14 protein-coding genes and 1 other RNA gene are annotated in these 17,510 nt (G+C 74.6%); 12 read left to right on the top strand and 3 right to left on the bottom strand.

The features are described 5' to 3' along the window. Nucleotides 1–165 precede the first annotated feature (165 nt). Nucleotides 166–819 carry an NADPH-dependent F420 reductase gene (locus tag Q7T67_RS15915; protein WP_304791778.1) on the top strand — a complete coding sequence of 218 codons (654 nt, stop codon included), beginning with the start codon at nt 166–168 and terminating at the stop codon, nt 817–819. On the opposite strand, the gene Q7T67_RS15910 is transcribed toward Q7T67_RS15915, so the two are convergent. After that, nucleotides 816–2,624, bottom strand: a complete 1,809-nt coding sequence (locus Q7T67_RS15910) for a M3 family oligoendopeptidase (protein WP_304791775.1) — start codon at nt 2,622–2,624, stop codon at nt 816–818. The genes Q7T67_RS15915 and Q7T67_RS15910 overlap by 4 nt on opposite strands. 34 nt (nt 2,625–2,658) lie before the next feature. Between Q7T67_RS15910 and Q7T67_RS15905 the strand changes: the two genes are divergently transcribed. The 6 genes from Q7T67_RS15905 (at nt 2,659) to Q7T67_RS15880 (ending at nt 8,581) form a co-directional block, all read left to right on the top strand. After that, nucleotides 2,659–3,342 carry a GNAT family N-acetyltransferase gene (locus Q7T67_RS15905; protein ID WP_304791773.1) on the top strand — a complete coding sequence of 228 codons (684 nt, stop codon included), beginning with the start codon at nt 2,659–2,661 and terminating at the stop codon, nt 3,340–3,342. A 7-nt stretch (nt 3,343–3,349) separates the two neighbouring features. After that, complete coding sequence (locus Q7T67_RS15900; RefSeq protein ID WP_304791770.1) at nt 3,350–4,573, top strand: AI-2E family transporter; 1,224 nt, start codon at nt 3,350–3,352, stop codon at nt 4,571–4,573. Between the two features lie 149 nt (nt 4,574–4,722). Next, nucleotides 4,723–5,090: a transfer-messenger RNA gene (ssrA, locus tag Q7T67_RS15895) on the top strand. Nucleotides 5,091–5,214: 124 nt separating this feature from the next. Beyond that, entirely contained in the window at nt 5,215–6,129 is a 915-nt protein-coding gene (locus Q7T67_RS15890) for an NADP-dependent oxidoreductase (protein ID WP_304791767.1), read from the top strand. Between the two features lie 77 nt (nt 6,130–6,206). Then, entirely contained in the window at nt 6,207–7,637 is a 1,431-nt protein-coding gene (locus tag Q7T67_RS15885; protein WP_304791764.1) for a CoA transferase, read from the top strand. Between the two features lie 8 nt (nt 7,638–7,645). Beyond that, the gene (locus tag Q7T67_RS15880; protein WP_304791761.1) at nt 7,646–8,581 is read left to right on the top strand and encodes an alpha/beta hydrolase; all 936 of its coding nucleotides are present in this window, start codon (nt 7,646–7,648) and stop codon (nt 8,579–8,581) included. On the opposite strand, the gene Q7T67_RS15875 is transcribed toward Q7T67_RS15880, so the two are convergent. Together Q7T67_RS15875 and Q7T67_RS15870 are read right to left on the bottom strand one after the other, a co-directional pair. Further along, a complete protein-coding gene (locus Q7T67_RS15875) occupies nt 8,578–9,618 on the bottom strand; it encodes a sigma-70 family RNA polymerase sigma factor (RefSeq protein ID WP_304791759.1) in 1,041 nt (346 codons plus the stop codon). The two genes, Q7T67_RS15880 and Q7T67_RS15875, sit on opposite strands and share 4 nt — an antisense overlap. A gap of 100 nt (nt 9,619–9,718) precedes the next feature. Then, nucleotides 9,719–11,221 carry a hypothetical protein gene (locus tag Q7T67_RS15870; RefSeq protein WP_304791756.1) on the bottom strand — a complete coding sequence of 501 codons (1,503 nt, stop codon included), beginning with the start codon at nt 11,219–11,221 and terminating at the stop codon, nt 9,719–9,721. Nucleotides 11,222–11,474: 253 nt separating this feature from the next. Here Q7T67_RS15870 and Q7T67_RS15865 point away from each other — a divergent pair, with 253 nt between their 5' ends. The 5 genes from Q7T67_RS15865 (at nt 11,475) to Q7T67_RS15845 (ending at nt 17,495) form a co-directional block, all read left to right on the top strand. Continuing rightward, nucleotides 11,475–12,968, top strand: coding sequence for an aldehyde dehydrogenase family protein (locus tag Q7T67_RS15865; protein ID WP_304791752.1), 1,494 nt, complete (start codon nt 11,475–11,477; stop codon nt 12,966–12,968). A gap of 136 nt (nt 12,969–13,104) precedes the next feature. Continuing rightward, nucleotides 13,105–14,295 (top strand): CdaR family transcriptional regulator, encoded by a 1,191-nt coding sequence (locus Q7T67_RS15860; RefSeq protein WP_304791749.1) that lies wholly within the window; start codon nt 13,105–13,107, stop codon nt 14,293–14,295. Between the two features lie 165 nt (nt 14,296–14,460). Beyond that, nucleotides 14,461–15,534 carry a transglycosylase family protein gene (locus Q7T67_RS15855; RefSeq protein WP_304791746.1) on the top strand — a complete coding sequence of 358 codons (1,074 nt, stop codon included), beginning with the start codon at nt 14,461–14,463 and terminating at the stop codon, nt 15,532–15,534. Between the two features lie 186 nt (nt 15,535–15,720). Then, a complete protein-coding gene (locus Q7T67_RS15850; RefSeq protein ID WP_304791743.1) occupies nt 15,721–16,626 on the top strand; it encodes an ABC transporter ATP-binding protein in 906 nt (301 codons plus the stop codon). Continuing rightward, nucleotides 16,626–17,495 carry an ABC transporter permease gene (locus tag Q7T67_RS15845; protein WP_304791740.1) on the top strand — a complete coding sequence of 290 codons (870 nt, stop codon included), beginning with the start codon at nt 16,626–16,628 and terminating at the stop codon, nt 17,493–17,495. Before Q7T67_RS15850 ends, Q7T67_RS15845 begins: the two co-directional genes overlap by 1 nt. Nucleotides 17,496–17,510: the final 15 nt, after the last annotated feature.

The raw sequence follows: 17,510 nt of genomic DNA, 5'->3' as shown, positions 1-17,510 counted from the left end.
GCCCACGCCCCCACGCGCCGGACCGCCCACGCCCCCACGCGCCGGACCGCCCACGCGCCCACGCGCCGGACCGCCCACGCGCCCACGCGCCGAATCGCCCACGCGCCTACCCGCCGGATCGCCGAGCGCCGCGGCATGCGTGGGCCGGTCCGATAGACCAGATCCATGAAGATCGGAATCATCGGCGCCGGCAACATCGGCGGGAACCTCGCCCGGAGGCTCGGGCCGCTCGGGCACGAGGTGCGGATCGCCAACTCGCGCGGGCCGGAGACCCTGGCGGAGCTCGCGGCGGTCGAGGGCGTGACGCCCGTGGAGGCGACGGAGGCGGCCGAGGGGGCCGAGGTCGTCATCGTCACGATCCCGCTCGTGAAGGTCCAGGACCTGCCGGACGACATCCTCGACGGAGCGGCCGACGGTGCCGTCGTCATCGACACGAACAACTACTACCCGCAGCAGCGCGACGGCCGGATCGACGCGATCGAGGACGGCCAGACGGAGAGCCAGTACGTCGCGGAGCAGCTCGGCCGTCCCGTGGTCAAGGTCTTCAACGGCGTCTACGCCCAGCGGATCCTCGACGTCGGGGAGCCGGACGGCCCGCGCTTCGCGATCCCCGTCGCCGGGGACGACCCGGAGACGAAGGTCGCCGTGTCCGCCCTGGTCGCCGAGCTCGGCTTCGAGCCGGTCGACGCCGGCGAGCTCGACGAGTCGTGGCGTCAGCAGCCCGGGACGCCGGCCTACGGCCTGCAGGCCGACGCCGACGGCCTCCGCGAGGCGCTCGCGGCGGCCTCGCCGGAGCGCACCGCGGAGTGGAAGGCCTAGATCGCGCCGGCGTCCTTGGCCGCCTGCTCGGCCTGGTCCAGCTGCTCGCGGACGAGGGCCAGGCCGCTGCGCCAGAAGCCCTTGTCGGCGAGGTCCAGGCCGGCGATCGCGACGAGGTCCTCCGGGGCCTTCGAGCCGCCGGTGGAGAGCAGCTCGAGGTACTTCGGCGCGAACGACGGGCCCTCCTCGCGGTACTTCCCGTAGACCGACAGCGCCATGAGCTGGCCGTAGGCGTACGCGTAGACGTAGCCGGGGGTGCCGATGAAGTGCGGGACGTAGGACCACCACGAGCGGTAGCCGTCGCTGATGTCGACGGCGTCGCCGAGCATCGCGACCTGGCTCTCGTGCCAGAGCTCGCCGAAGCGCTCGACGGACAGCTCGCCCTCCTCGCGCCGCGCGGTGTGCACGGCGTGCTCGAAGCGGTTCATCGCCGTCTGACGGAAGATCGTGGCGATCGAGCCCTCGATCTGCTCGGCGAGGAGGCCCAGGCGCGCCTGGGGCTCGGTGGTCTGCTCGAGCAGGCGGTCGAAGACGAGCGTCTCGCCGAAGACCGACGCCGTCTCGGCCAGCGTCAGCGGGGTGGTCTGCTCGAACGGGCCGCGCTCACGGGCGAGGTAGGCGTGGATGCCGTGGCCGAGCTCGTGGGCGAGCGTGAGCACGTCGCGCCGGCGGCTCGTCCAGTTCAGCAGCACGTACGGGTGGTGGCTGGGCACCGTGTAGGCGCAGAACGCGCCACCGCGCTTGCCCGGACGGACCGGGGCGTCGATCCAGCCCTCGTCGACGAACCTGCGGGCGACGTCCCCCATCTCCGTCGAGAAGGCGTCGAACGACGTGTAGACCATCTCGGTCGACTCGGCCCACGAGAACTCCTGCTCGTCGGCCTGCGAGACCGACGCCATGCGGTCGTAGTCGGCGAGCTTGTCGACGCCGAGGATCTGCGCCTTCAGGCGGTACCAGCGCTGCGGCACGTCGTAGGCCTCCTGCACCGCGTCGACGAGCGCCTGGACGGACTCGTCGCTGGCCTCGTTGGCGAGGTTGCGCGAGGCGATCCAGCTGGGGAACGCGCGCAGGCGGTCCTCGACGGCCTTGTCCTGCAGCAGGGTGTTGAAGATGAACGCTCGGGTGCGCAGGCCGGGCTGCAGCGCCTTCGTGACGGCCTCGGCCACGGCCTTGCGGGTCGCGCGGTCCGGACTCGTCAGCTGCGACAGGGCCACGTCGAGCGGGACCGCCTGCGACGCGCCGCCGTCGCCCGGCAGCTCGACCTCGATCACCGAGGTCAGCTCGTCGAACAGGCGGTCCCACGCACCGCGGCTGGAGGACGACTTCTCGGCGAGGATGCGCTCCTCGGGCTCCGTCAGGAGGTGCGGCTTCTCCTTGCGCACGACCCGCAGGTGGTGGCGGGCCTTCTCGACGCCGGGCGAGGCGAGCAGCTCGTCGGCCTTCGCGTCGTCCAGGGCGGTCCACTCGAGCTCGAAGAACAGGAGCTTCGTCTGGATCGCGGTGCCGCGCTCCTCGACCGCGGCGAGCAGGGCACCGTGCTCGGGCTTGGCGGTGTCCTCGGCGAACTTCAGCGACGCGTACGAGCCCGCGCGGCCGACGAGGTCCGTCAGCTCGATCAGCTCGCCGATCGCGGCGGCCAGGCCGGCGCCGTTGATGTCCGCGACCTTGCCCTGGTAGGCGGCGGCGAACTCGTCGGCCTGGGCCTGCGCCTCGTCGAGCAGGCGCAGGACGCCGTCGGGTCCCTCCCCGTGGACCAGCGTCTCGAGGTCCCAGGCGACGTCGGTGTGCTCCACGCTCGTGCTCATGCGGCAAGCCTCTCAGACCGCTAGCGTCGCCGTGATGGAGCGGGAGCCCGACGCCGCGCCCGTCGCCGGGGCACCACACCCCGGGGATCCCGCGGGCCCCCGCCGGTCGCGGGTCGAGCTGGTCACCGACCGCCTCCGGATGCGGGCCTGGCGCGCCGGGGACCGCGCGCCCTTCGCCGCGATGAACGCCGACCCCCGGGTGATGCGCCACATCGGTTCCGGTCCGTTGGACGCCGTCGGTAGCGACGGACTGCGGTCGCGGCTGCGGAGCGAGTGGTCGCGCGCGGGCCACGGGCTGTGGGCCCTCGAGCGGCGGGACGACGGGGCGTTCGCCGGCTTCTGCGGGCTGACGGCCGTGCCGTTCGGGACGCGGGGGACGGCCGGGGCGCTCGAGGTCGGCTGGCGCCTGCCGCGCGCGCAGTGGGGGCACGGGTTCGCGACGGAGGCGGCACGTGCGGCCCTCGACGTGGCCTGGTCGGCGCTGGGGGTGGCGTCGGTCGTCGCGCTGGTGCACCCCGACAACGCCCGGTCGCTGGCGGTCGGTGAGCGGCTCGGGATGCGCGTCGTCGGCACCACGCTCCACCCGCCGACGGGCTGGCGGGTGCTCGTCCTGCGGGCCGACCGCCCGGACGACGTGGACGCGTCGTTCCAACACGACCTGCCGAACGTCCGCGCCGATCCCCCGCCACGACGGGGATCGCCGCACGAACCGGGATGATGCAGTGGTGAGCTCCGCAGGTCCACGCATCCCCCCTCCCGTGACGCCCGAGCACCGCCAGGGCCGCGTGTCCCTCGAGCGTCTCAGCCTCAACGCCCTGCGCGTCGGGGTCATCGGCGTCGTCGGCTACGGCCTGCTCCTCGTCTGGAGCCGGCTGCAGTTCATCCTCCTGCCGTTCTTCGTGGCCGTGCTCCTGGCCGCGCTGGTGATGCCGGTCGCGGCGTTCCTGCACGCGAAGCTCCGCCTCCCGCGCGTCTTCGCGGCCATCGTCACCGTCCTGCTGCTGATCGCGATCGTCACCGGTCTCGTGACCGTCGTGGCGCCGGACATCGTCAAGCAGGCGGAGGACATCGGCAACCAGGTCGAGGAGGGGATCCGGCAGCTGCCCGACGTCCTCCACGACCTGGGCGTCAAGGACGAGGACATCCAGCGGTACTCCAAGGACCTCACAGACAAGCTCCAGGACTCCCTGGGAGCGATCGGCGGGCAGCTGGGGACCGGCGTGATCTCCGCCGCGCAGGGCGTCGTCAACGTCGCGGCGAGCGTCTTCCTCGCGGTGATGATGCTGATCTACCTGCTGATCGACGGCACCGGATTCTGGCGCGGGTTCCTGCGCTTCGCCCCGGCCGAGAGCCGCGTCTCCTGGCACGACGGCGGTCGGCGCGCCTGGACCGCGATCACCCAGTTCGTGCGCAGCCAGGTCGTCGTGGCGGTCATCGACGGTGTCGGCATCGCGATCGGCCTGTCGATCCTCGGCATCCCGCTCGCCATCCCGCTGGGCATCCTGACCTTCGTCCTGGCGTTCATCCCGTACGTCGGCGCGATCGTCGCCGGCCTCGCGGCGATGCTCGTGGCGCTGTCGACCAACGGCATCGAGGGGGCCGTCGGCGCGTTCGTCGTCGCCCTGGTCGTGCAGCAGATCGAGGGCAACGTGCTCTACCCGCTGCTGATCGGCCGTTCGGTCCGCCTGCACCCGCTGACCGTCCTGCTGGGCGTCGGCGCGGGCAGCGCGCTGCTCGGGATCGTCGGCGCGTTCCTGGCCACGCCGGTGATCGCGGGCGTCGCGGCCGCCGCCGGGTGGCTCGAGGACGACGAGGAGCTGGACGGCCCCGAGCCCGAGGAGATCGCCCCACCGGAGGCCGACCCCCTCGGGTCCCCGCCGGCACCGGACGCCGAGGACGGCGACGCGCGGAAGTTCCCGACGTCCGGCGGCGGGCAGGACGACGACTGACCGCCGCCGCGCCGCGCACAGGGTCGGCGGGGCCAGCGGCCCCGCCCGCCCGGGCCCACGGAGCGTCCGTGGGGGCACGCCCGGACCCAGGAGGTCCGCCCGTCCGGCGCGCTACACTGGGACCTCGTCCGTTCGCGGGCGACACCTCCGGGGGCGACAGGCTTCGACGCGGTCGGTTCGCGGGGGTGATTGCGAGCCGAGGTGGGGGAGGCCTCGTTAAACACCCCCACAACACACACATGCGGACTCTCACGAGTACGCCCTCGCTGCCTAGCACACACTAGGTAGGTGAGGTATCGGGCCTCGCTCGCCGGCGGCGGGGGTTCCCGGTATCAACTCAGCCGGATCACCTTGCGCGGACGCCCTCGTCGCGCCGGGGACATCTCAGGAGGGCTGGCGCTTCGGACGTGGGTCGACGGGACCGACGGAGCGTGAGACCCAGATACGCCGACTACGCTCGTAGACGTCGCCCTTGGCGCGGTCGCGGACGCGGGTTCAACTCCCGCCGTCTCCACCTCCGAGCACCGGCCCCCGCAAGGGGGCCGGTGTCGTTCCCGGGCGCGGTCGCCCGACACCGTCCGTCGCGCCGCGTCGTGCCGGTCTCCCCGGGCGTCGCGTCGACGCCGGGTAGGGTCCCGCGCATGACGAGCGCCATCCGCTTCTCGGCCTACGGCGGGCCCGACGTGCTCGAGCTGGTGCAGGTCGACGTCCCGGTTCCCGGCGACGGCCAGGTGCTGGTGCGCGTACGGGCCGCCGGGGTCAACCCCTCCGACTGGAAGCGCCGCAAGGGGCTGTGGGCCGGTGGGCGGGAGCTCGCGGCGCCGTCGGGGATCGGCAACGACCTCGCGGGCATCGTCGAGGCCGTGGGACCGGGCGTGAGCTCCGTGGCGGTGGGCGACCACGTGCTGGGCACCGGCAGCGCGACCCACGCCGAGCTCGCGCTCGCCCGGCCGGCGTCGCTGACGGCCCGGCCCTCCGAGATCCCGTGGGAGGTCGCCGGCGGCGTGGGCGTCGCCGGGCGGACGGCCTACCGCGTGCTGCGCCAGCTCGGGATCGGCCCCGGGGACACCCTCCTGATCCACGCGGCCGCCGGCGGGGTGGGCATCGTGGCGACCCAGCTCGCGCTCGCGTGGGGGGCCACGGTCGTCGGCACCGCGGGATCCGACAACCAGGCGTTCGTCCGCGAGCTCGGCGCCTCGCCGGTGCGCCACGGCGACGGCTGGGAGGACCGCGTCCGGGCCGCCGCACCCGACGGCGTCGACGCGGTGCTCGACGCGTCCGGTCGCGGCGAGCTCGCCGCCTCCGTCGCGCTGGCCGGTGGGCCCGAGCGGGTCCTGACCATCGCGGCCGGCGACGCCGACGAGCACGGCGTCCGGTTCTCCGGCAGCGACGAGGGCGTCGACGTCTCCGACGCGTTCCCCGAGCTCGCGCGCCGCCTGGCCGCCGGCGACCTCGTCCTCCCGGTGTGGCGGACCTACCCGCTGGCCGAGGCGGCGGAGGCCCACCGGGTCAGCGAGGCCGGGCACCTGCGCGGCAAGATCGTCCTGCTGCCCTGAGCCGGGTGGGCGCGCCGACCCGGCGGCACGAGCCGGCACCGGCGACGCGCGACCCCGACCCCGGACCTCCTCCACCCGTGCCCGCCGCCCTGTCGCCCGGAGAGCTCCGGCTCACCGCGCTGCTCGACGAGCTGCGCCTCGAGCCCGGCGGGTCGGCGACGATCGGCGGGCGCGACCCCGTCCTGGCCTGCCGCTACCCGCTGGGGGAGGCGGCGGCCGCGATCCACGCCGCCGTCGGGGTGACCGCGGCACGCCTGGGCGAGGACCGTGGTCTGCCCGCCCAGCGGGTCGCCGTCGACGTCCGTCACGCCGCGGCGTCGCTGCGCGGGTTCCTGGACCAGGTGGTCGACGGCGAGACGCTCGACCCCGATCCGACGGGCCGGCTGGCCGGCGTCGGGCTGTTCGCCGCGCGGGACGGCTGGGTGCAGACCTACGGGGCCTTCCCGCCGCTGGAGGAGCGGACCCTCGCCGTCCTGCGGTGCCGCGGGGACCGGGAGGCGATCGCCCGGGCGGTCTCGACCCGGGGGGCGGAGGAGCTGGTCGACGCGCTGGTCGCTGCGGGCGCCCCCGGAGCGCTGGTCCTGAGCGCCGCGGAGTGGGAGGCCCACCCGCAGGGCCGCGCCCTGCGGGAGCTCCCGGTCGTCCTCGTCGAGCGCATCGGCGACGCACCCCCGGAGCCGCTGCCGGCGCCCGTCGATCCCCGGCCGCTGGACGGCGTCCGGGTGCTCGACCTGACCCGGATCATCGCCGGACCCGCCTGCGGGCGGACCCTCGCCGAGCACGGGGCCGACGTCCTGCAGGTGGGTGCCCCGCGACTGCACGAGGTCCGGCGCGCCGCGATCGAGACCGCGCCCGGCAAGCGCCGGACGTCGCTGGACCTCGCCGACGGGCACGACCTGGCGCGGCTGCTGGCGCTGGTGCCCCGGTCCGACGTCGTCTGCCAGAACGCCCGCCCGGGGGTGCTCGACCGCCGCGGGCTGGGCGCCGAGCGTCTGGCGGAGGTGCGGCCGGGCATCGTCCACGTCTCGACCGACACCTACGGGCACGTCGGCCCATGGCGGTCCCGCCCGGGCTTCGAGCCGCTGGCGCAGTGCAGCACCGGCTGGGCCGACGAGCACCGCGACGCGGACGGACGCCCGACGATCGTCCCCGCGCTGCCGTGCGACTACGCCACGGGCTACCTGGCGGCCCTGGGCGCGATGGTGGCGCTGCGGCGTCGGGCGACCGAGGGCGGCAGCTGGCAGGTCCGCACCTCGCTCGCGCGCACCGCGATGTGGTTGCGCGACCAGCCCGGCCGGGTCGACCCCACCGGGGCGCCGGGCACGCCCGCGGCGTCGACCGGCGACCTGCGGATCCGCCTCGACGGGCCGTTCGGCGCGGTCGACCAGCTCGCCCCCGTCGTCCGGATGAGCGGGACGCCGGCCCGGTGGGCGACCCCGGGGGAGCCGGCCGGGAGCTCGGCCCCGGAGTTCGGGGACGAGTCCCGTGGCCCCGCGCCGCGCCGCTAGCCTGGGGCATGGTCGACCGCACCGACGTCACGTTCCCCTCCGGCGACGCGCACTGCGCCGCCTACCTCTACCGGCCCGACGGCGAGGCCTCCGGCGACGTCCCCTGCGTGGTGATGGCCCACGGGTTCAGCGCCACCCGCGACGACCGCCTGCCGGCCTTCGCCGAGCGCTTCGCGGCCGCCGGGATGGCCGCCCTGGTCTTCGACTACCGCCACTTCGGCGCCAGCGGGGGCCACCCGCGCCAGCTGCTGGACGTCGGCCGGCAGCACGACGACTACCGCGCGGCGATCGCCTACGTCCGCGGCCTCGACGGGATCGACCCGGAGCGGATCGCGCTCTGGGGCAGCTCGTTCAGCGGCGGGCACGTCGTCGCCGTGGCCGCCGGCGACGCCCGGCTGGCCGCCGTCGTCTCCCAGGCACCGTTCGCCGACGGTCTCACGACGGTCGCGAAGGTGCCGCCGAAGAACCTCGTCCGCCTCACCGTCGACGGTCTGCGGGACAAGGTCGGCTCGCTCGTCGGGCGTCCGCCGCACCTGATCCCCGCGGTCGCCGAGCCCGGCGGCTACGCGGCGATGTCCGCACCGGAGGCCGTCCCGGGCTTCGACGCGATCACCGGCGAGGACAGCCTCTGGCAGAACGCCTTCGCCGCGCGCCTGATGCTGACGATGGCGCTCTACCGGCCGGTCCGGTCGGCGCCCGGCGTCCGCGCGCCGCTGCTGGTCTGCGTCTGCGACGAGGACGACACGACCCCGGCAGCGTCGGCGGTCAAGATGGGGGAGACCGCGCCCCGGGGCACGGTGATCCGCTATCCGATCGGGCACTTCGCGATCTACGTCGGTGGCGCGTTCGAGCGCGCCGTCGCCGATCAGACCGCGTTCCTGCAGCAGCACCTGCTGGCGACCGCGGGCCCCGCCGCCCGGGACCGCGCGGGCGCGGCCGCCTAGAGCGGCGCGAGCTGCGCGGTGCGCGCACCGCGCAGCTCGGACGGCAGGCCGAACTCGGCGAAGAGGCGGGTGTCGAGGAAGTTGTGGATGCCGACGATCCGCCCGCCGGCGATCTCGAGCACCGCGATCGACCAGGGCCGGAAGAGCTCCGGGTCGTCCGCGTCGGGCTTGTAGGCCCCGAACGCGGGGCTGCCGTTGGCGGTCGTCGGCACGACGCGGGAGCCACGGCACGCCGCGCCCTGGCCGCGGTAGAACGCCGCGATCTGCTCCGGTCCGCGCAGCCACAGCTCCATCGGCGGCATCTGGAAGGTCGCGTCCTCGTGCAACAGCGCCACGAGGGCGTCGACGTCGTAGCGCTCGAAGCAGTCCACGTAGCGCTCGACGAGCTCGCGGTCGCCGTCGCCCAGGGCCGTCAGGTCCTCGGACGGCTGCACCGCGTCCAGGGTCGCCCGGGCCCGCTGCAGGGCGCTGTTGACCGACGCGACCGTCGTCTCGAGCAGGTCGGCGACCTCGGCCGCGCTCCAGTGCAGGACCGTGCGCAGGACCAGGACCGCGCGCTGGCGGGGCGGCAGGTGCTGCAGCGCGGTGACGAACGCCAGGCGGATGGTCTCGCGGTCCGCCGCGACGTCCGCCGGATCGGCACCCGACGTCAGGACGCGGACGTCGGGCACCGGCTCGATCCAGACGTTCTCCGGCAGCCCGCCGAGCGCCGACTCGGCGGTCGACGACGGACCCAGGTCCATCGGCCGGGCGCGACGCTTCGTGCCCTTCAACGCGTCGAGGCAGACGTTCGTCGCGATCCGGTACAGCCAGGACTTCAGCGCGGCGCGCTCCGTCAGGGTCGACGACCGGCGCCATGCGCGGACCATCGTCTCCTGCACCGCGTCCTCGGCCTCGAACCACGAGCCCAGCATGCGGTAGCAGTAGCCCGTCAGCTGCGGGCGGAGGCGCTCGAGCTCCAGCTCGAGCCCGGGGACGCCCTTCGCGCCGGCGCGGGCGCCCTTCGTGCCTGCGGGGACGGAGAACCGGGTCGCCATGGCGCGATCCTACGGCGACCCCGCCCGGATCGCCAGTGCGTCGGACGCGGACCGACCCCGAGGGAGCGGCGCACCGGCCCGTCCGCCGCACCGCCGGGGCTCAGAGCGCGAAGCCCCCCGCGCCGTCGAGCTCGACGGCGCCGTCGATCGGGTCGCCGTCCAGCAGGCGGCCGAGCACCTCCGGGTCCTCGGTGCGCCCGAAGGCGCGACGGCCGTCGGCGTCCAGCGCGACGACGGACCCCACCGACGCGGTGCCCTCGCGGTCGTAGGCGGCGGTGAACGTCTCGACGGTCCACGTGCCCGACGGCGCGTCCGCGATCTCGCGGGTGGGGGTCGCGTCGACCTCGGACTGGACGTCGTGGTGGGCGTAGGGCTTCTCGGGCGGCGTCGCCGAGAGCAGCGCCAGGCCGTGCTTGGTCAGGTACCAGCCGACGGCGCTGGCCAGGGCGAGCTCGTCCGGGCGCTCCCGGGCGCGGTCGGCGAGCGTGGCGATCGAGTGGGTGACGTAGTTGTTCGCCGGGCCGCCGAAGAGCGCCAGGCCGCCCGTGACCGTGAGCGGGCGCTGCGGGTCGTCGACGACGAAGCCGAGCTCGTTCGCGCCGACCTGCACCGCGCACGGGAAGCAGGAGTAGAGGTCGACGAGGGCGATCTCGTCGGCCGACGTGCCGCGGTGCCCGAACAGCGCCCGACCGCTCGCGGCGATCGCGGGGGAGCGGTCGAGGTGCTCGCGCTCGCCGACGAACCAGTGGTCCGACGCCGACGCGGTCCCGTGCACGAAGACCCAGCGGTCGCGCGGGATGCCGGCGGCCTCGGCGGCCTCGACGCTCGTCAGGAGCAGCATCGCGGCCTGGTCCACGCCGATGTCCGCGTTCATGTGCCGCGTGTAGGGGTCGCTGATCAGGCGGTTCTTCGGCCCCGGCGTCGCCAGCTGCTCGGCGGTCATGGCCTCCTGGGCCCAGCCCTGCGGGTGATCGACCGCGATGGAGCTGTAGCGCGCCCACCACTCGCCGATCCACGCGCGCTGCTCGGCGGTGCTCCGGCCGGCGGCGTGGCGCAGACGGTGCTCGAAGAGGGGGTAGTACGAGATCGGGTAGGCGATGCCCGCGGCCAGCTCGGCGTCGTGGGACGGCGGGCGGTCCGTGCCCAGCACGCGCGTGGGGGCGGTGCCCTCGGGCTGCTCCTCCCAGCCCGTCGAGCCGCCCGACATCAGCGCGGCACGGAAGGCGGTGCCGACCTCGCCGCCGCCGAGCAGCGCGACGTCCATCTCGCCCGCGGCGATCCGGCCCGCGGCGTCGGCCAGCAGGGCGATGGGGCTGTTGCCGCCGATGACCGTGCGGACCGTCTCGCGCGGCGCGATCCCCAGCTCCCGCGCCACGAGGGCGCCGGGGTCCGGGACGGGCCAGCAGAAGATGTCGACGATCCCGAGGCTGTCGGTCTTCGCGAGCAGCGCCTCGCCACCGGGGCCGGCGTCGGCGGCGGCGGCGCGGGCCGCCTCGACCATCAGGTCCAGGGGCGTCCGCGTCGTCGCCTCGCCCTTCGCCGGGCGGTCGGAGACCTGGCCGGTGCCGACGAGGACGGGGGTGCGCGGGTCGATCTGGCTCACGCGCACATCATGCCGTGCCGGAGCGGGAGGTGCCACGTCCTACTTGTCGCACGGCCGGGGTGGCTCCGGGCGCGGCGGGGGAGGGCCGGCGGGACGCAGCGCGCGCGAGATGCGACGTTCGTCACGGAGGGGCCCGAACGTGGCGCCTTGCCGCTCGTTCGTTGCAACGTGGACGCAACGTGCGCGGGCGTACGGTCGATCCACAAGACCTCGGTGACGCGCACGCGCCACCGACCACGAGCACGGAGCACCCATGGCCACCGTAAGCGTCACCGCGACCCACGCCCGCGAGTTCCTCTCCGGGACGAAGCAGCTGATCATCGACGGCGAGCACGTCGACGCCGCCGACGGCGCCACGTTCGAGACGATCGATCCCGGTACCGGCGAGGTCCTGACCTCGGTCGCCCACGGCAAGAAGGAGGACGTCGACCGCGCCGTCCGCGCCGCGCGCAAGGCGCTCGACGGTCCGTGGAAGACGATGACCCCGTCCGAGCGCGGCCGCGTCATCCACCGCCTCGGCGACCTGATCATGGAGAACCTCGACCAGCTGGCCGAGCTCGACTCCCTCGACAACGGCAAGGCGATGGCCGTCGCCGCGGCCGCCGACGTCCCCCTCGCCGCCGACAACTTCTGGTACATGAGCGGCTGGGCCACGAAGCTGCGCGGCTCCACGGTCCGCCCGTCGCTCCCCTACCTGCCGGGCGGCGAGTTCCACGCCTACACGACGAAGGAGCCGGTCGGCGTCGTCGCGCAGATCATCCCGTGGAACTTCCCGCTGCTGATGGCGGCGTGGAAGGTCGGCCCCGCGCTGGCCACCGGCTGCACGATCATCCTGAAGCCCGCCGAGCAGACGCCGCTCTCGGCCATCCGTCTCGGCGAGCTGGCCCTCGAGGCCGGGATCCCCCCGGGCGTCCTGAACGTCATCACGGGCTACGGCGACGCCGGCGCGGCGCTGGCCGAGCACGACGACGTCGACAAGGTCGCGTTCACCGGGTCCACCGAGGTCGGCAAGCTCATCGCGCAGGCGGCGGGCAAGACGAACCTCAAGCGCGTGTCCCTCGAGCTCGGCGGCAAGAGCCCGAACATCGTCCTCGGCGACGCCGACGTCCCCGCGGCCATCGCCGGCGCGGCGAACGGCATCTTCTTCAACCAGGGCGAGGTCTGCACGGCCGGCTCGCGCCTCTACATCCAGAACGACCTGTTCGACGAGGTCGTCGCCGGCGTCAGCGACGCGGCCAACAACATCAAGGTCGGCCACGGCCTGCAGCCGGACACCGAGATGGGCCCGCTCGTCTCCTCCGAGCAGTTCGACCGCGTGACCGGCTACCTGAAGATCGGCAGCGACGCGGGCTCCCGCGCCGTCGCGGGCGGCAACGCGATCGACGGTCCCGGCTACTTCGTGCAGCCGACCGTCCTCGTCGACACCACCGACGACGCACGCATCGTGCGCGAGGAGATCTTCGGGCCGGTCGTGGTCGCGATGCCGTTCCAGGACGTCGACGAGCTGGCGGCCAAGGCCAACGACTCGGTCTACGGCCTGGCGGCCGGCATCTGGACCAAGGACCTGAGCAACGCGCACAAGCTGGCGGCGCGGATCAAGGCCGGCACGGTGCACGTGAACACGTACCACATCTACGACGCAGCGCTGCCCTTCGGCGGCTACAAGCAGTCGGGCTGGGGCCGCGAGATGGGCGAGGAGGTCCTCTCGGCCTACCAGGAGACGAAGTCGGTGATCGTCCAGCTCTAAAAGCAGGGGTGGCGGGCCCCGCCCCGGGCGTCTCGGGCCGGGGCCTCCTCACATCGCGATGAAGTTCTCCGGCGGCGGGCCCTCGGGTCCGCCGTCTTCGCGTGCGGGCTCATCACCCCACGCGTAGGATCGCCGCATGGGGACCCCGGAGGCCACCGAGGACGTGCGTGAGCGGATCGCGGCGCTGCCCGCCGAGCTCGGCGCGGTGCTGCGGCCCGTGCTCCCGTCGGTGGCCGACGAGATCCTCGTCGCCATCCGCGCCGAGGTCCCCGCCTACCGCCGACCGTTCGGCGGGGAGTTCGGGCGCGTCGTCCGTCGGGGCGTGGAGTTCTCCCTCGGCGAGTTCGTCGCCTTCGTCGAGGACCCGTCCCGGGCGTCGCAGACCGACCGGATGATCGAGGAGCTCGGACGCGGGGAGGTCCGGGCCGGGCGCACCCTCGACGCGCTGCAGTCCGCGTACCGCACGGGGGCGCGGGTGGCCTGGCGCCGCTTCGCGGACGCCGCGCGGGCGGACGGGGCCGACGCCGCCGTCCTCGTCCCGCTCGGGGAGGCGATCTTCGCCTACATCCACCGGCTCGCCGGGCTGTCCGTGACCGGCTGGGCGCACGAGCAGTCCCTGCGCGCCGGGGCCACCCAGCGCGCCCGCGACACCCTCGTCCGTCTCGTCGTCGCCGACCGCGATCCCGTCGACCTGCACGCCGCCGCGGTCGAGCTCGGCTGGACCCCGCCGGCCCGCCTCGCCGTCGTGGTCGCGCCGGGCGCGGACGGTCCGGGCGACCTGCTGCGCATCGACCCGCGCATCGTCGCCGCGGTCGTGGAGGGCGTCGCCGTCGGGCTCGTCCCGGCGCCCGGGGTGCTCGCCCGCCTGACCGGTGCGCCCGTTCGCGGCGGCGGGCTCGTCGTCGGCCCGACGGTGGCGTGGGAGGAGGTCGGGCGCTCGCACCGCCGCGCCGCGACCCTGGCCGCGCTCGTGGCCGCCGAGCGGGTGGCCGACGTGGGGGAGGGCCCGGTGCTCGCCGACCGGCACCTCACCGACCTCGTCGTCCACGGCGACGGGGAGGCCGCCGACGACCTGGCCTCGGGCGTCCTCGGTCCGCTCGACGCCCTGCCCGCGGGGCGACGCACCCGGCACCTCGAGACCCTGCGCGCCTGGCTCGACCATCGCGGCCATGGACCGCGGATGGCCGAGGCGCTGCACCTGCACCCGCAGACCGTCCGCTACCGGATGGCCCGCCTGCGGGAGACGCTCGAGGTCGACCCGGAGGACCCCGACGCGCGCTTCGCCCTCGAGCTGGCGCTGCGCCGGCGCGGGGTGCGCGGCGGCTGACGCGCGACGGCCGGCCGGCGGCGACCGCGGCCACACCCACCGGTCGGTCGCGGGGCCGGAGGACCGGTGCGGAGGTCGCAGGATGGCGTGCAGCGCTCGGCCGCGGGGCGGACTGCGGCTAGTTTCGACGGTCGCGTCCGGCTGCCGCCCCGACGCGCCATCCCCATGCTCGTACCCTCCGCCCTCCGGGGCCGCATCGGCGTGTTCGCCGGCGGCCTGCTCCTCGCCCTGCTGCTCCTCGCCGTCGTGCCCCGCGTCGCGCCCGGTGCGCCCAGCTCATCCGCGCTGCAGGGCACGATCGACCAGCAGAAGGCCCGCGAGCGCTCGCTCTCGTCGACGGCCGCGAAGCTCGGCGCGCTCGAGGACTCGGCGACCAGGGCGCTGGCCGCCGCCCAGTCGCGGCTGGCCGAGGTGCAGCAGGAGTACGACACCGCGCAGCGCCGCCTCGCGACGACCACGACGGACCTGCGCGCGACCCGCGCCCGCCTCGTGCGCCTGCGCCGCAGGCTGGAGCAGGGCCGCGACCAGCTCGCCGCCGTGCTGCGCACCCGCTACACCGCCGACAAGCCCGACGTGGTCTCGGTCATGGTCAGCTCGCAGGGGTTCTCCGACCTGCTGGAGCGCGTGAACTTCCTCCGCCGCATCCAGTCGAGCGACACCCGCCTGGTGGACCTCGTCCGCGACTCGCGCAACGAGGCCAAGAAGGACGAGGACGACCTCGCCACCCTGCGCCGGACCCAGGCCCGGCAGGCCGCGGTGGCCTCGCAGCAGCGCGACGCGATGGCGTCCATGACGGCCGGCCTGGCCGAGCGGCGCGCGTCCGTCGCCGCCGCCCACCAGGCCCGCCTCGCCGCGCTCTCGAACGCCCGGGCGAAGCGCCGCGGCGCCGAGAAGACCCTCGCGAAGCTCGTCGCGGCGCAGGAGAAGGCGGCCCGCCAGTTCACCGCCCCGTCGTCGTCGCCCAAGGCGCTCGGCGCCGCGAAGCCCGCGAGCGGCGGCTGGGCGATCCCGTGGTCGATCGTGCAGTGCGAGTCCGGCGGACAGAACTTCACGCCCAACAGCGCCGGGGCGTCGGGCTACTACCAGTTCATGGTCGCGACCTGGAAGGGCCTCGGCGGCAGCACGCCCCAGGCCTACATGGCGTCGAAGGCCGAGCAGGACCGGCTCGCCGCGAAGCTGTGGGACGGCGGGCGGGGCGCGGGGAATTGGGACTGCGCCGCCATCGTCGGCATCCGCTGACCCGGGGGGACGCAGGGCGGCGCAGTCCCGCGCTCCCCACCCACCCCGCCGCCGTCGTCGGCATCCGCTGACCCGGGGGACGCGGGGCGGCGCAGTCCCGCGCTCCCCACCCACCCCGCCGCCATCGTCGGCATCCGCTGACCCGGCGACGGGACCACGACCGGCGCGTCCGGCATCCTCTCCGGCGTGCCTCCTCCATCCGCGCTCTCGCTCAAGGGCGTCCGCAAGGCGTTCGGGCCCGTGCAGGCCGTCGACGGGCTCGACCTCGAGGTCCCCGAGGGCACCTGCGTCGGGCTCCTCGGCCCCAACGGCGCCGGCAAGTCCACGACCATGCGGCTGCTCACCGCCCAGTCGATCGCGGACGAGGGGACGATCGACGTGCTCGGGTTCTCCCTGCCGGGGGAGTCGAAGCAGGCGCGCGCCGTGATGGGGCTCGTGCCGCAGCTCGACAACCTCGACACCACGCTCACCGTCCGCGACAACCTGCGCGTGTTCGTCCGGCTCTACCGCGTCCCGCGGGCGGAGCGCGAGGACGCGATCCGGCGGGCGCTCGAGATCGCGACGCTGACGGAGCGGGCCGACACGAAGGTGGACGCGCTGTCGGGCGGCATGCGCCGGCGGCTGCTGATCGCCCGCGCGCTCGTCCACCGGCCGCGGCTCGTGCTGCTCGACGAACCGACGGTGGGACTCGATCCGCAGGTGCGCCAGGAGCTGTGGGCGCTGATCGACCGCCTTCGTTCCGAGGGGGTGTCGATCCTCATGAGCACCCACTACATCGAGGAGGCCGAGCGCCTCGCCGACACCGTCACCGTGATGGCCGAGGGACGCGCGGTCGCGACCGGCCGGCCGAAGGACCTGATCCTCGAGCACGCGGGGCGCACCGTCCTGGAGGTCTACGGTCCGCCGGAGCACCTGCGGACGGTCGAGACGGCGGCGCAGGACGCCGGCCACGACCACCGGCGCACCGGGACGAGCGTCGCGATCCTCCGGGCGGAGGGCCTGGGCGGGTCGCTCGCCGGCCACGCCGGGCACGAGCGCGCGGCCAACCTGGAGGACGTCTTCGTGGCGCTGACCGGCGAGGAGGTGGCCTGATGTCCGCCGGCCCCGAGACCCCGCCGGGCTCCGGCTCCGATCGCGACGGCGGAGCGGCCGCCGGCGCCGTGGTGCCCGCGACGGCCGGTCCCCGCAGGCGCCTGGGTCGCCTCGAGCGCCTGGCGATCGAGGGGGTGATGACGCGGGAGGTCATCAACTGGCTCTCGTTCTGGAAGAGCTCGACGTTCTCCTCGACCGTCGAGCCGACGATCTACCTGCTCGCGTTCGGCTTCGGCTTCGGCTCGATCGTCTCCGAGATCGACGGGTACGACTACGTCGACTACGTCGGCACGGGCACCGTCGCGACCTCGGTGCTGTTCGGCAGCGCGTTCTCGGCGATGTTCGGGTCGTTCGTCAAGCGGGAGTTCCAACGCACCTACGACGCGATCCTCGCCGCGCCGGTCGACGTCGAGGAGCTCGTCACCGCCGAGGCGCTGTGGATGGCGATCCGCGCGTCGGTCTACGGCTGCTTCCCGCTGCTCGTGGCCATGATCTTCGGCCTCGATCCGGCGTGGGGGATGCTGCTCGTCCCGCTGCTCTGCTTCCCGTGCGCGTTCGGCTTCGCGTCCTTCGGCCTGCTGATCTCGGCGATCGTGCGGTCGATCGACTCGTTCTCGTACTACCAGTCGCTGATCCTCACGCCCCTGTTCCTCGTCGCCGGGACGTTCTTCCCCCTCGACGGGCTGCCCCGCGGCATCCAGATCGCGTCGGAGCTCAACCCGCTGCACCACCTCGTCGAGCTCGTCCGCGGCGCGGCGTTCGGCTTCGACGGCTGGCACGACGTCGCCCGGTTCGCCGCGCTGATCGTCTTCGCGCTGGTCATGTGGCGCCTGGCGATCCGGCAGAGCACCAAGCGGCTGATCACCTGACCCACCCCGGTCCGT

The organism is Patulibacter sp., from assembly GCF_030655195.1.
Taxonomy (GTDB): Bacteria; Actinomycetota; Thermoleophilia; order Solirubrobacterales; family Solirubrobacteraceae; genus Patulibacter.
The sequence above is the reverse complement of the archived record's forward strand: the minus strand, read 5'-3'. Positions and strand labels throughout refer to the sequence as shown.

Excerpts from the sequence above, each read along its gene's own strand:
- Q7T67_RS15915 (WP_304791778.1), top strand. The coding sequence starts at position 166 with ATGAAGATCGGAATCATCGGCGCCGGCAACATCGGCGGGAACCTCGCC.
- Q7T67_RS15910 (WP_304791775.1), bottom strand. The coding sequence starts at position 2,624 with ATGAGCACGAGCGTGGAGCACACCGACGTCGCCTGGGACCTCGAGACG.
- Q7T67_RS15905 (WP_304791773.1), top strand. The coding sequence starts at position 2,659 with ATGGAGCGGGAGCCCGACGCCGCGCCCGTCGCCGGGGCACCACACCCC.
- Q7T67_RS15890 (WP_304791767.1), top strand. The coding sequence starts at position 5,215 with ATGACGAGCGCCATCCGCTTCTCGGCCTACGGCGGGCCCGACGTGCTC.
- Q7T67_RS15880 (WP_304791761.1), top strand. The coding sequence starts at position 7,646 with ATGGTCGACCGCACCGACGTCACGTTCCCCTCCGGCGACGCGCACTGC.
- Q7T67_RS15875 (WP_304791759.1), bottom strand. The coding sequence starts at position 9,618 with ATGGCGACCCGGTTCTCCGTCCCCGCAGGCACGAAGGGCGCCCGCGCC.
- Q7T67_RS15865 (WP_304791752.1), top strand. The coding sequence starts at position 11,475 with ATGGCCACCGTAAGCGTCACCGCGACCCACGCCCGCGAGTTCCTCTCC.
- Q7T67_RS15860 (WP_304791749.1), top strand. The coding sequence starts at position 13,105 with ATGGGGACCCCGGAGGCCACCGAGGACGTGCGTGAGCGGATCGCGGCG.
- Q7T67_RS15855 (WP_304791746.1), top strand. The coding sequence starts at position 14,461 with ATGCTCGTACCCTCCGCCCTCCGGGGCCGCATCGGCGTGTTCGCCGGC.
- Q7T67_RS15845 (WP_304791740.1), top strand. The coding sequence starts at position 16,626 with ATGTCCGCCGGCCCCGAGACCCCGCCGGGCTCCGGCTCCGATCGCGAC.